The organism is Noviherbaspirillum aerium (assembly GCF_008929045.1).
Taxonomy (GTDB): Bacteria; Pseudomonadota; Gammaproteobacteria; order Burkholderiales; family Burkholderiaceae_D; genus Noviherbaspirillum; species Noviherbaspirillum aerium.
The window spans coordinates 48,572-60,848 of record NZ_VFAH01000019.1; the positions used below are offsets into that span (position 1 = coordinate 48,572).

Annotated in this window: 12 protein-coding genes; 8 read left to right on the forward strand and 4 right to left on the reverse strand. The window is 63.9% G+C overall.

Going from position 1 to position 12,277, the window contains the following annotated elements; genetic code table 11:
* Window positions 1–31 precede the first annotated feature (31 nt).
* Window positions 32–457: a GNAT family N-acetyltransferase gene (locus FH061_RS22040; protein WP_151637998.1), complete on the forward strand. Its 426-nt coding sequence runs from the start codon at window positions 32–34 to the stop codon at window positions 455–457.
* A gap of 85 nt (window positions 458–542) precedes the next feature.
* Here the strand turns inward: FH061_RS22040 and FH061_RS22045 are convergent, their stop codons facing one another.
* Window positions 543–1,949 carry a polysaccharide deacetylase family protein gene (locus FH061_RS22045; RefSeq protein ID WP_151637999.1) on the reverse strand — a complete coding sequence of 469 codons (1,407 nt, stop codon included), beginning with the start codon at window positions 1,947–1,949 and terminating at the stop codon, window positions 543–545.
* Between the two features lie 155 nt (window positions 1,950–2,104).
* Between FH061_RS22045 and FH061_RS22050 the strand changes: the two genes are divergently transcribed.
* Complete coding sequence (locus tag FH061_RS22050; RefSeq protein WP_225984804.1) at window positions 2,105–2,350, forward strand: hypothetical protein; 246 nt, start codon at window positions 2,105–2,107, stop codon at window positions 2,348–2,350.
* A gap of 25 nt (window positions 2,351–2,375) precedes the next feature.
* On the opposite strand, the gene FH061_RS22055 is transcribed toward FH061_RS22050, so the two are convergent.
* The gene (locus FH061_RS22055) at window positions 2,376–4,403 is read right to left on the reverse strand and encodes a spermidine synthase (protein ID WP_151638000.1); all 2,028 of its coding nucleotides are present in this window, start codon (window positions 4,401–4,403) and stop codon (window positions 2,376–2,378) included.
* A 268-nt stretch (window positions 4,404–4,671) separates the two neighbouring features.
* Between FH061_RS22055 and FH061_RS22060 the strand changes: the two genes are divergently transcribed.
* A complete protein-coding gene (locus FH061_RS22060; RefSeq protein WP_151638001.1) occupies window positions 4,672–5,007 on the forward strand; it encodes a hypothetical protein in 336 nt (111 codons plus the stop codon).
* A 76-nt stretch (window positions 5,008–5,083) separates the two neighbouring features.
* Entirely contained in the window at window positions 5,084–6,154 is a 1,071-nt protein-coding gene (locus FH061_RS22065; protein WP_151638002.1) for a flavodoxin family protein, read from the forward strand.
* Window positions 6,155–6,203: 49 nt separating this feature from the next.
* On the opposite strand, the gene FH061_RS22070 is transcribed toward FH061_RS22065, so the two are convergent.
* Both FH061_RS22070 and FH061_RS22075 read right to left on the reverse strand, forming a co-directional pair.
* A complete protein-coding gene (locus tag FH061_RS22070; RefSeq protein WP_225984805.1) occupies window positions 6,204–8,558 on the reverse strand; it encodes a S8 family serine peptidase in 2,355 nt (784 codons plus the stop codon).
* Between the two features lie 70 nt (window positions 8,559–8,628).
* The gene (locus FH061_RS22075) at window positions 8,629–9,516 is read right to left on the reverse strand and encodes a hypothetical protein (RefSeq protein ID WP_225984806.1); all 888 of its coding nucleotides are present in this window, start codon (window positions 9,514–9,516) and stop codon (window positions 8,629–8,631) included.
* A 513-nt stretch (window positions 9,517–10,029) separates the two neighbouring features.
* On the opposite strand from FH061_RS22075, the gene FH061_RS22080 reads away from it, so the two are divergent.
* From FH061_RS22080 to FH061_RS22095, 4 genes are all read left to right on the forward strand, one after another.
* Window positions 10,030–10,665, forward strand: coding sequence for a LysE family transporter (locus FH061_RS22080; protein WP_151638003.1), 636 nt, complete (start codon window positions 10,030–10,032; stop codon window positions 10,663–10,665).
* Window positions 10,666–10,682: 17 nt separating this feature from the next.
* Window positions 10,683–10,961, forward strand: a complete 279-nt coding sequence (locus tag FH061_RS22085) for a hypothetical protein (RefSeq protein WP_151638004.1) — start codon at window positions 10,683–10,685, stop codon at window positions 10,959–10,961.
* A 19-nt stretch (window positions 10,962–10,980) separates the two neighbouring features.
* A complete protein-coding gene (locus tag FH061_RS22090; protein WP_151638005.1) occupies window positions 10,981–11,391 on the forward strand; it encodes a DUF2721 domain-containing protein in 411 nt (136 codons plus the stop codon).
* Window positions 11,392–11,563: 172 nt separating this feature from the next.
* Window positions 11,564–12,184: a class I SAM-dependent methyltransferase gene (locus FH061_RS22095; protein ID WP_192805197.1), complete on the forward strand. Its 621-nt coding sequence runs from the start codon at window positions 11,564–11,566 to the stop codon at window positions 12,182–12,184.
* The last annotated feature ends 93 nt before the right edge of the window (window positions 12,185–12,277 follow it).

Below are 12,277 nucleotides of genomic sequence, written 5' to 3' on the forward strand. Positions count from 1 at the left end.
CAAACTTCATTTACCTCTACAAGGAATCGCCATGCATGACATTCGACTGGCCGACACCGATGCCGACATTGCATCGACGTTCGGCGTCATGGTGCAGTTGCGCCCCCACCTCAAGGAAGACGAGTATGTTGCGCAGGTCCGGCGCCAGACGAACGAATCCGGTTATCGCCTGGCATTCCTGCACGACGGCGATGCGGTCCGCGCCGTGGCCGGATTTCACATCTCCCGTTCGCTGGCCTGGGGACACTACGTGTATGTCGACGACCTGATCTCGGATGCAAAGAAGCGCTCCCTCGGTTATGGCGAGGCGCTGCTCGACTGGATCGGCCGCCACAGCAAGGCGCAGGGCTGCACCGAGCTGCATCTCGATTCCGGCGTGCAGCGGCACGGCGCGCACCGCTTCTATCTGCGCAACAGGATGAACATCACCTGCTATCACTTCGAACTGATGCTGTGAACGGCGGCTGCGGCTGCGCGGGGCAACGCAGGCGTTGCCCCGCGTTACTTCCTTGTTGCTCCCGCGTTGAGCCTGCTGCGCCGGCTTACTTCACCACCGGTACCAGTTCGATTGACACCGTATCGCCCGGCTTCGCATTGAAATAGGCGACGCTGCCCTGAATCACGACCGGCAGCTCCGTGCCGTCGGCGCCGCGCGCGCGCAGCTTGCATCCTTCCTTCATCGCGGTGACCGGCAGCGTCACCGTCAGCGGCGCGGTGCAGGTAGCCGCATTGAAGGAGCCCGCGAGGCGCACGCTGGCCTTGTTCGAGGTCAGCACCTGGGCTTCCGGCATGACGCTATCGCGGCACAGCCGGTAGCGGGCAACATTGGCGAAGGTATCGGTCCACAGGCGCGGCGCATAGGTTGCCGCATGCGCCAGGTGCTTCTGCAGGAAGTCGGTGGTCACCGGGCTCCAGCCGTCGCCGTCGATGCCATGCCCTCCCGCGACGAACCATCCGCCCAGCTGCACCGCTTCATCGAGCTGGCGGTTCACCGTGCGCAGGGTGCCGGCCAGATCGGTGCCGTGCTCGGTATCGAAGAAAGCAAAGCGGTAGCCGGCTTCGCCGATATCCATCTTGCGTACCGCCATGTGGCTTTGCTGCGCCAGAGCCATCGCGCGGGTGGTCGAGAGATGGTAAGGAAAGGCGAAGCTCAGCGGGCGCACGCCGACCTTCTGCTCGATCAGGCGCTGCGACTGCACGATCTCGGTATCGAGCATCTGGTCCGTCATGGGGGTGGCGACGAAGTCCGGATGCGTCATCGAATGGTTGCTGATTTCATGCCCGCGGCGATTCAGGTCCTGCCACATCGCCCAGTCGGTACTGGCGACAAGTCCCGGAATGATATAGAACGTCACGCGCGTGCCCGCCTTTTCGAACAGGGTGGCAATGGCCGCGCTGGTGCGGTAGCCGTCATCGAAGGTGTACGATGCGGCGGCTTCCTTGTTGTCCTTGTAGCGAGCCACCTTCACCGAGGTGAAATTGAGGCAGCGGCTGATGTCCACGCAATTGGCATCGGGTGTGGTTCCGGTGCTGCCGGTGCTGCCTGTACTGCCTGTACTACCTGTGCCGCCTGTGCTGCCTGTGTTGCCTGTGTTGCCTGTGCCGCCTGTGCCGCCTGTGCTGCCTGTGCTGCCTGTGCCGCCTGTGCCGCCTGTGCCGCCTGTGCCGCCTGTGCCGCCTGTGCCGCCTGTGCCGCCTGTGCTGCCCGTGCTGCCGGTCCCGTTCTGCACGCTTCCGGCAGCATCGCCGCTGCCCGGCTTGCTGCCGGCATTTCCGTTGCCTGTCTGCGTGCTGCCATTGACGCTGCCCGCGCCTGCACTGGAGTTGATGCTGCCGGCAGTACCCGGCGACGGCGAACCACCACCGTCGGCGCCTCCGCCCCCGCATCCTGCCAGACCCAGACTCATTCCCAGTACCACCGCCGGTACGACACTTGCGCGAATCATCATTCCCCCTGTATGTTCAATGCGATGGGAACGATGCTCCCAACCGCGTTTATGAACACCATGATGCAAAGGAAGGAAGCGGCGACTTATGATCCATATCGTTTATTCAATTGTTGCAACTCATGAAAACTGCACGACATGAGGGCGTCATGCGATCCATGTCAACTATTCACCGGCGCCGCATGACTCCGCTCAAATCAGTCTTGCGCGCGGCGCTGCTGCTCTTCGCCATCCAGTACGACTGCGGCATCGCCTGGTCGGCGCCGGCGGCATGGCACAAATGGCGCAGCAAGATGGACGGCACGCTGATCTGCTCGCAGACGCCGCCGGGCAGCGGCTGGGAAAAAGTGGATGGCCCGTACAAGGATGCGCGCTGCAGCATTGCCGGCAAGCCGGGGGCATGACGGCATGATGTAGCGGCAACGCGGCCTACTTGAGCACCTGGAACAGGTTGTTGAAATCGTCGGTCCAGGGACGCAGGCCGGGTATGTCGCCGATCGGCACGCTTGCCTTGGCCAGCGCCGGGTGCCGCAGCGCGGCGGCATCCTGGGACACCAGCACCCAGTCGGTCTTGTGCCGCGTGCTGAGCATGCCGTCGTCATGAATCAGCACCGACGCCAGCCCCTGTTCGTCGGCCAGCTGCCGCACCACCGGCGCCAGCTTCAGGTAGCGGTTGGTGACATGAAAGGCAAGCACGCCTCCCGGCCGGAGATGGCGGCGGTAGATCGCCATCGCCTCGCGCGTGAGCAGGTGCACCGGGATCGCATCGCCCGAGAAGGCATCGACGGCGAGCACGTCGAATTGCTGCGGCGCCTCCTTTTCCAGTGCCAGCCTGGCGTCGGCAAGGACGGTCTCGATGCGTGCCCGGCTGTCGCGCAGGAAGCTGAAGTCGCGCGTCGCGATATCGATGACCTGCGGATTGATTTCATAGAAGCGGTACACGTCGCCCGCCCGGCCGTAGGCGGCCAGGGTGCCCGCGCCCATGCCGATCAGGCCGACCCGGCGCGGCGCCTCCCCGGCATGCCGGATGGCCAGGCCGATGCCTGATTCACGGCCGTAGTAGCTGGTCGGTTCGCGGCTGCGCTGCGGATCGAGGAACTGTTTCCCATGCCGGATCACGCCGTGATAGAGCCCGCGCACATGATGGCGCGGATCGCCCTGCCGCGCATCGGCCACGCGCAGGCTGCCGTAGAAATTGCGGACCAGGGCATGCATGTCCTTGCGGTACAGATTGATTTGCGCATGCACGAAATAACCGCAGGCCGCGGCCAGCAGCAGCATCGCCATCGTCTGCAGCGGCTTGCGGCGAAACACCCAAGCCGCCAGGCAGGCGACGATGACGAAGCCGATGCCGAGTTCGAAATAGGCGGGCAGCACGCGCGGCGCGATGAGGCTGACCGCGATGCCGCCGAGCGCGCCGCCCAGCGACAGCATCAGGTAGAAGCGCGTGAGATAGCGCCCTTTCGGCCGCATCTGGGCCAGCTCGCCATGCAGCAGCATGCAGATCAGCAGCAGGCCAAGCGCATACAGCGGCACCGCCAGCCTGAGATTGAGGCCGAGCTCGGCATGCTGCAGCGCATAGGCGCAGAATGCGACGACCACCGCGGTCGGCGCAATGTAAATCGCGCGCCTGTACCAGCGGTCGCTTTCGAAGCAGAGAATGAAACTCAGCAGGTAGAGCGTGAGCGGCAGCAGCCAGAGGAAAGGCACGGGCGCGATGTTCTGCGTGATATGGCTGGTCACGGCGAGCAGGGTCCATGAGCCCATTGCCGACAGGGCCAGCCAGGTCAGGTAGTCGCGCAGGCGCGGCGGCGCTTCATCCGACGCATCGCTCCCCTTGCTGTTGTTGCCGGCATCGATACCGGGCGCGGCGCCGCGCGCGAAACCCATCGCGGATGCGGCGCACAGCAGCAGGAACAGCAGATACAGGCCAGACCACAGCCTGGCCTGCGTGAGCAGCGCCGCCGATGGCTCGACCAGGAACGGATAGGACACCAGCGCCAGCAGCGAGGCAAGATTCGACAGCGCATAGAAGCGGTAGACCCTGGCATCGGGCAAGGTGCGCGCAATCCATGACTGCACCAGCGGTCCGGTCGTGGACAACAGGAAATACGGCAGGCCTATCGTTGCGCCGAGCAGCAGCAGGATGCGCAGCGCCGGATCTTCCGCCGACTCCGGTTTCCAGGCGGGGTCGGCGGCGATCGGAAGAAACAGCAGGCTGAGCGCCAGCAGCGCGCCGTGGACCATCGCCTGCCGCCGCGGCGTCAGATGGCGCGAGAGCCAGTCGGCGTAGGCATAGCCGCCGAGCAGGACCACCTGGAAAAACACCATGCAGGTTGCCCATACCGCCGCCGAACCGCCGAACCAGGGCAGGATCTGCTTGGAAATCAGGGGCTGCACCAGGAACAGCAGGAAGGCGCTGCAAAAGATGGTGCCGGCGAACAGGAGTGTCGTCATTGGCCTTCGGGGACGGGGAAAATCGGAAGCGGCGTCGATATTGACGCAAGCCAAGCCTGCAATGGAACCTCATTGAGACTGCCCCGGCTTTCCCGAGTTTGCGTTCTTGCATTCGATCAAGCGTGCCGGAATGAACCGAATGAACCATTGCCGCAGGCCATATCTCCAACCAGTGCAGCGTACGGTTGCCGACATTGGACCGCCTGCAAGGCTGCGGCTGCCGGCAACGGATCGGAAGCCGCATTCAAGGAGAAAACAAGGAGCAAGAATGAACCGCAAGCCCCGCTTCGGATTTTTCGCGCGCGTGCTGACCTTCGCGGCAGCCCTCGCGGCCACGATCATCTACCTGGCAAGCAAGACCCTTCCCGGACTTCCGCTGGTACCCGTGCTGGCATGGACGACTGCCTTCCTGCTGCTGGCGGGCGTGGCGATCACGCTCGGTTTCTATGCGACCTACCGCTGGCATGCATGGTGCCTCAATCGCGGCGGCACCGATCCGCAATGGCTGTGGATGGGCGGCGAGGCGCAGCGCGTGCAGATCATCCGAAGTGCCCGCAGGGGGCAGCCGCATCGGCCGGGACGACGCACGCATCGCACGCATTGAACCGCTGCGACAGGATTTCCCCACGCCATGGCGGCCTTAGCCGCCATGGCGCCGACCCACTTTACAACCCATTCCCATGACCAAGCCTCGTACCGGGCAGGCGCCCGCCAAGCTGTCGCGCGAAGAATTCCATGTCCGCTTCCGCAATTCCTTCATGGATCCGAGCTTCAATGAAGCGGCGGAGGCGCTCGACCAAATCGAGCAGATCGCATGGGAAAACTATCACGGCAGCCGCAAGGCGCCGGTGACGGCCAAGGCGGGACCGGGCTTTGCCGATCCCGACTATGACCTGTCGGTCGAATGGCGCCAGGCGCATGAACGGCTGCTGCTGGCCGAAGCGAAACAAAAGGACCCGGCCACCCGTTCGCGGGTGCTGCTCATCTGTGCATCGGCCCGCAACGACGGTTCATGCCCGGGAGAAATCTCCAAGACCTTCCGCCTGACCGGCGTGGCGCGGGAAGTGCTCGAAGCGCAAGGCATCGACGCCGACGTGCTCGACCTGAGCCTGCTGATTTCGGATTACGATCGCCACATCCATCCGTGCAAGGGCTGCGCCTCGACCGCGATGCCGCTGTGCCACTGGCCCTGCAGCTGCTATCCCAACCACGGCGCACGCCAGACCAACGACTGGATGAACGAGATCTACGAGAAATGGGTGGCCGCCCACGGCGTCATCATTCTCACGCCGGTCTACTGGTACCAGGCGCCCAGCGTGCTCAAGCTGATGATGGACAGGCTGGTCTGCGCCGACGGCGGCAATCCCGACCCGACCAGCACCTCGGGCAAGAATGCGGAAAAGGCCAAGGCCATGGAAAACGAAGGCTGGCCCTATCCCAAGCATCTCGCCGGGCGCGTCTACGGCCTGGCGGTGCACGGCGACGTGGCCGGCATCGAGAGCGTGCGGCGCAACCTGTCGGACTGGCTGGACTGGATGGGCCTGATCGACGCCGGGATGAAGGCGCGGCTGGACCGCTACATCGGCTATTACGAATCCTATGCGCAAAGCCACGACACCCTGGACAAGGATGCCGCGGTGCAGGAAGAAGTGCGCAACGTGGCCCGCGCCGTGGCGCAGGCGGTCGCCGAATCGCGCAAGGGCACGCTGTCGGCGCCGGACGCCCGGCTGCAGCATCCGCGCGCGAAGTAGCGCCCTGCCGGTGCAGGGCGCCTCGCCGGAACTCATCCCGCGTTACAAGCTACCATCCCTGCACCATCATCCCGCCCGGCGACATCTGGAACGGCATCATGGAGCCTGCGCCGACGCCCATTCCCTGCCGTCCGAAATACAGCCCGTACGGATCGGAAGACATCACTCCCAGTCCGCCGCCCTGGCCCTGCTGCGCCCAGGCCGCGGCGGCGGGCCGTGACATCTGCGCCAGCTGGGAAAGTTGCGCCAGCTGCGCCAGCCGGGCGGAGTCCGCATACACCGCGCCCAGAGGGAAGAAGCCGCCTTGCTGCTGCGGTGCCATGCCGAGCGGGGTGGTGGCCGCCTGCGTGCCGACGCCGCCAACACCCCCAACGCTCGCCCCGATGCCCGCCCCTGCGCCTGCACCAGCTCCCGCCTGCAGGCCGACCGCGGTCAGCACATCCGGCAGGCCGAAGCCGGTGCGGCTGGTATCGCCCAGATTGACGGGCCGCGCGCTGGCCTTGATGATCTGGAACAGCCGCTCCACCCGTTCCGGGCCGCGCAGCTTGTAGGCCGCCTGGAAGTCGGGATGATGCGCCAGCACCAGCGCCGCCAGCCCGGTGATGTGCGGCGTCGCCATCGACGTACCGTCCCATGCCGCGAAATTGTTGGCTGGCACCGAGGACGTGATCGCCACGCCCGGTCCGCAGACGCCGATCTCGGGACCGAAGCAGCTGAAGCGGGCGAAGAAATAGCCGCTGGCATCGACCATCGGTGTCACCGCCTGGCTGTGATAGCTGTCCGGCGGGAATTCATTGAGCCGGCCGATGGCCGATACCGCCAGCACATTGGGCGAGGAACCGGGATACTGCACCCGCCCTCCCGAATTGCCGGCGGCGACGATGCAGGCCACGCCGGCGTTCTTGGCGCGGACGATCTGCTGTTCCAGCGCCTCCGATGGTTCCGCGCCGCCCAGGCTCAGGTTCACCACGTCGATCTGCTTCTCGATGCAGTATTCGAGGGCATCGATCAACTGGCTGATCTGGCCGCCGGGAAAGAGCTTGCAGACATGGATTTCCGCGTCGGGCGCGAAGCCGCGCACGCCGAAGGCATTGTCGGCGCCGGCGATGATGCCGGCGCAATGCGAGCCGTGCATGACGGTGTCGTCGGTCCAGCCGTTGGGATTGGTTTTCTTGTTGATCACATCGACGCCGAAGCGGATCTTCTTCAGATCCTCGTGCGTCGTCGCGGCGCCGGAATCGATGATCGCGATCTTGATGCCCTGCCCGCGGTAATTGCCCGGCAGCTGGTCGAGCCGCATGGCCCTCTGCCCCCATCCCATTGCCTGCTGCTGCGGAAAATTCGCCAGCGACGGCCATTCGGACAATGGCCGCAAGCCGATCAGGTTGGCTTCATCCGGCGTGATGTCGGGCTGCTGCTGGTAGAAGGTCCAATAGTCGGATTTCGGCTTGACGTACAGGGCGCGGATGGTCTGCGGCGTCTCCCCGAACATCGACAGCGTCACCTCGCCGCGCTCATTGGTGACACCGCTGGTCGGCAGCATGCTGCCGAACAGATAGACTTCCGCATCCGGCACCGGCGCGTTGTCCTTGCCCAGCACGACGAATACGGCTGACAGTACCGGACCGGTTGCCGGCAGCGTGCCGGCAACCAGCGCCGGCGGCTGATAGGCCACGTCATGCAGCACCAGCGCCTGGTCATGCTCCACCACCAGCCGGCCCTGCGCCTGCTGATGCAGCATGCCGGCCTTCTGGTGGGTCATGCGCGCCACCAGCACGCCCGGCACGTCGCCCATGCCGTCGCCGAGCATGCCGACGATGTTCTTCGGGCCGACGTTATCGACGACTTCAATGTCCGGGCTGGCGCGCAGCGTCTGTTCGATCTGTGAAAACTGCAGGGGCATCAGGCCCATCGGCATCAGGCCGGGAAGCCGGCGCGCGGTGATCAGGAACTGTCCCTTGCGTTCGGCGACCTGCCGCCCGCCATGGCGGGCGGGAGAATCGGCGGGCCTGGCCGGCGCGCTGTCCGGTACGCCGGAGGCGCCCGGTGAAGTGGAAGCGCCCGGCGTGCCTGATGCGCCGGGCTGATTGGTGTCGGTTGTTTTTGGCATTGGTTTTCCTTGAGATGCCGGACCGTCCGAAAACAGCGACAGGGGACGGTCGGGCTCGATCATGAGTTGCCTGGTGGCGCGAAACTGCTGTTCGAGCGCTTGCGCCGTTTCGCGCGGCATGGTGGCTACCGCGGTGTGCTGCATTCCCGCCGGCCCGATCAGATCCAGTATGGTGATGTGCGGATCATCCGACACGCTGGCGACAAACTCGGAAAGCCTGGCCGGATCGGCCGCCCGGATGATGTAGCGCTCCCGCTGCTGCTCCTTGCCGTATCCACTGGATTTCGATCCCATGCTCGCTGTCCTTGAAAACGCACCGGTCCGGCACGCTTGCGCCGGATGCGATGCGTGGATTCCTCGTGTGTCAATGGATGGTCGGCTGCGCCGAGAATCCGCCCTGTCCGCCGAAGGCGCTGCCTTGCTGCGCCTGGAAGCCCTGGTAAGGCGACATGCCGCTCACCGCCTGGCCATATGCCTGTCCGTAGGGGTCGGCGCCAAAAGGCAGGATCTTGCCGAGCTGGCCGGCCAGTCCGCCAATGGTGCCGCCCAGCTGCTGATTGCCGAATGCGCCGCCGATGGCGCTGCCCAGCGGCTGGCCGATCTGCCCCAGCAGGTTGCCGAAGAAGCCTTGCGGCGCGAGCTGCTGCGCATAGGCTTGCGACGGATCGACACTGAAAGGAAGGATCCTGCCGAGCTGTCCGGCAAGTCCGCCGATAGTGCCACCCAGTTGCTGATTGCCGAAAGCACCGCCGATGGCGCTGCCCAATGGCTGACCAATTTGTCCCAGCAGGTTACCGAAGAAGCCCTGCGGCGCAAGCTGCTGCGCATAGGCTTGCGAGACCGGATCGGCGCTGAAGGGCAGGATCCTGCCCAGCTGTCCGGCGAGTCCGCCGATGGTGCCGCCCAGTTGCTGATTGCCGAATGCGCCGCCGATGGCGCTGCCCAATGGCTGGCCGATCTGCCCCAGCAGATTGCCGAAGAAGCCTTGCGGCGCAAGCTGCTGCGCCAGCTGCGCCTGCTGCAGTTGCTGCGCGTAGGCCTGCGCCGGATCGACACCGAACGGCAGGAGCGTTCCGCCGACGCCGCCCGCAATCTGCCCGATCTGTGAACCCAGCGAGGGATTGCCGAACAGGCCGCCGATGCCCTTGCCGACCAGGCCGCCCACCGGGCCTCCGAGCAATGCGCCGAAAAAGCCTTGCGGCGCCAGCTGCTGTCCGGCGAGTCCGCTGTTGAAGCCTTGAAGATCCGTCATGTCGATATCCTTTAAAAGTCATGAATGCGTTGATCGCGCAATCGCAATCGCAATCGGTATCGCTATCGCAAGGACGTGTCAGGTCCTGCGGCCATCACGCATTCATTTTCACGTTTCAATGAAAGGCCGTGCGACAGGCCCGTACTAGGGCTCGGCACGGCCGGCAAGTTCGCCGCAGCAACGGCGGCGGCGCTTCGCACGCGAGGCCGGAAACCTTTTCCAATGAAGCACGGGCTTCATGAGCGCCATGCGCCGTCACGCATTCGCAAGATAGGGCTGCTCGCTGCCCGACCATCTTGGTCGTCCGCGACCGGGTTTTCAAGGAAGGCTTAGCGCTGTTTGAGCGGCTTCAATGGGTCGAAAACTAGCAAGCGATCGTGAAATGACTACGCAGTGAATTCCTGCTGATTCGGCACCGAAGCGATCGAGCAGGCCGATGAGACTTGAGTGCCCTCGCCTGCAAGCCAGGGATCAAACCCTCATAATGATGACCTTGCCTACAGGATTTCCATCATGAGCTTTTCCACCTGGATCACTTTCTTCATCGCCGCATGCCTGATCGCCATTTCTCCCGGATCGGGCGCCGTGCTGTCCATGTCGCATGGCCTGTCGTACGGCGTCAGGAAAACGACCGGCACCATCCTCGGCCTGCAGGCAGGTTTGCTGCTGGTGCTGTTCATCGCCGGCGCGGGAGTCGGCTCCATCCTGCTGGCATCGGAGACCGCCTTCAATGTGGTCAAGACGGTCGGTGCGCTCTACCTGATCTACCTCGGCATTTCCCAATGGCGGTCCAGGCCTGATGCGCCCACCGATGTCAGCGTGCTGCACGGCCGCGTGCCGCCGGCGTCGAAACGCTTCCTGCTGGGGTTTCTGACCAACGCCACCAATCCCAAGGGCATCGTCTTCATGGTGGCGGTGCTGCCGCAGTTCATTGCCAAGGATGCCGCCCTGCTGCCGCAACTGCTCATCCTGGCCTGCACCATGTGCGCCATCGATCTTGCCGTGATGCACGGCTACGCGCTGGCGGCTTCGTCGATGCAGCGCTACCTGCGCGATGCGGCCTCGGTAAGCCGGCAGAACAAGCTGTTCGGCGGCGTGCTGATGGCGGTCGGTGCGACGCTCTTCTTCGTCAAGCGCCAGCCGGCATGAGCGATGATGGATAAGCGATGGAAACCTGCCCTCTCTGCGGCCGTGAAATGATCGACGGCCCGTCGGTCAACGAACATCACCTGGTGCCGCGCACCTTTCGCGGCCGCGAGACGGTGAAGATGCATCGCATCTGCCACAACAAGATTCATTCGGTCTTCACCGAGCGCGAGCTGGCCCAGTATTACCACACGCCCGAACGTCTGCTAGAAAACGAAGAGATCCGCAAGTTCGTCAACTGGGTTCAAAAAAAGCATCCGGCGTATTACGATGCGCACCACAAATCCAAACGACGCTGATCATCCTGCCAGGCCATCAATGAACCTCACCACGCCCGCACTGCTGTTCCCCGCCATTTCCCTCCTGCTGCTCGCCTACACCAACCGCTTCATCGTCCTCACCCAGCTGATCCGTCATCTGCACAGCCAGAACCAGGAAAACCTGACCGACGTGGTGGTGCGCCAGATATCCAATCTCGGCCTGCGCATCCGGCTGATCCGCCGCATGCAGGCGATGGGAGTGCTGAGCTTCATCTTTTGCGCGCTGGCCATGCTGTTCGTGTTTGTCGACCTGATCGGCGCGGGACAGCTCATTTTCGGCGTCAGCATCGTGCTGCTGCTGGTATCCCTGATATTTTCCCTGTACGAAATCCTGATCAGCACCAATGCAATCGAGATCGAATTGCAGGATATTAAGCGCAAGCTGCAGGAGCGTGACGTGGGGCAGTGACGGCCGTGATCGTTATATCGACCTTGCCCCGGGGAACCATTCCTGTCCGGCTTGGGAGAGCGGACCGTTTTGCGCGCAACAAGGAAAGGATGAACTTTCTGCCTTCCAAATGTCTTATCGTTTTGATCAGAATAAAATATCCGTCCCGACAACTTCCAATTCACACAGGCCTATGAATCCGATTTCCGTCGATAACGTAGTCAGCACTTACCGCTTTTACGCCCCCCTTTACGACAGTCTCTTCGGCGCAGTGCTGGAGCCAGGCCGCCGTGCGCTGACCGAAGCCGTGAACACCATCCGGCCGGCTTCCATCCTCGAAGTCGGAGTCGGTACGGGATTGACCCTGGCCCGCTACCCCGCCTCGGCCTCGGTGGTGGGTATCGACATTTCCGACGAGATGCTCAACATCGCCCGCGACCGCGCGGCGAAGATGCCCGAGCGCAGCATCCATCTCGCCGCCATGAATGCCGAGGCGATGGACTTTCCGGATCATTCCTTCGACTGCGTGGCCATTCCCTATGTGCTCTCCGTCACGCCGCATCCCGAGCGGCTGGTCGCCGAGATACGCCGCGTCTGCCGCAAGGACGGCACCATCCTCATTGTCAACCACTTCAGCGGCAGCCGCTTCTGGTGGTTCATGGAACGCGCGGTGCACAAGCTGGCCAACCGCATCGGCTTCCGCTCGAGCTTCTGTTTCGACGAGCAGATCCTGAAATACGACTGGAAGATCGAGTCGGTCAAGAAGGTGAACCTGTTCGGTCTGTCGCGGCTGGTGACGATACGCAATACCTGAGCGGCGAACCAGGCGAGCGAGGAGCAGGGTCCGGGCGGCTTTCTGCGGGACTCGATCCGGACCGGTAGAATGTGGCCGCATGGCGGGCGCGAT

Excerpts from the sequence above, each read along its gene's own strand:
- FH061_RS22075 (WP_225984806.1), bottom strand. The coding sequence starts at position 9,516 with ATGACGGATCTTCAAGGCTTCAACAGCGGACTCGCCGGACAGCAGCTG.
- FH061_RS22085 (WP_151638004.1), top strand. The coding sequence starts at position 10,683 with ATGGAAACCTGCCCTCTCTGCGGCCGTGAAATGATCGACGGCCCGTCG.
- FH061_RS22055 (WP_151638000.1), bottom strand. The coding sequence starts at position 4,403 with ATGACGACACTCCTGTTCGCCGGCACCATCTTTTGCAGCGCCTTCCTG.
- FH061_RS22045 (WP_151637999.1), bottom strand. The coding sequence starts at position 1,949 with ATGATGATTCGCGCAAGTGTCGTACCGGCGGTGGTACTGGGAATGAGT.
- FH061_RS22080 (WP_151638003.1), top strand. The coding sequence starts at position 10,030 with ATGAGCTTTTCCACCTGGATCACTTTCTTCATCGCCGCATGCCTGATC.
- FH061_RS22070 (WP_225984805.1), bottom strand. The coding sequence starts at position 8,558 with ATGGGATCGAAATCCAGTGGATACGGCAAGGAGCAGCAGCGGGAGCGC.
- FH061_RS22040 (WP_151637998.1), top strand. The coding sequence starts at position 32 with ATGCATGACATTCGACTGGCCGACACCGATGCCGACATTGCATCGACG.
- FH061_RS22060 (WP_151638001.1), top strand. The coding sequence starts at position 4,672 with ATGAACCGCAAGCCCCGCTTCGGATTTTTCGCGCGCGTGCTGACCTTC.
- FH061_RS22095 (WP_192805197.1), top strand. The coding sequence starts at position 11,564 with ATGAATCCGATTTCCGTCGATAACGTAGTCAGCACTTACCGCTTTTAC.
- FH061_RS22050 (WP_225984804.1), top strand. The coding sequence starts at position 2,105 with ATGTCAACTATTCACCGGCGCCGCATGACTCCGCTCAAATCAGTCTTG.
- FH061_RS22065 (WP_151638002.1), top strand. The coding sequence starts at position 5,084 with ATGACCAAGCCTCGTACCGGGCAGGCGCCCGCCAAGCTGTCGCGCGAA.
- FH061_RS22090 (WP_151638005.1), top strand. The coding sequence starts at position 10,981 with ATGAACCTCACCACGCCCGCACTGCTGTTCCCCGCCATTTCCCTCCTG.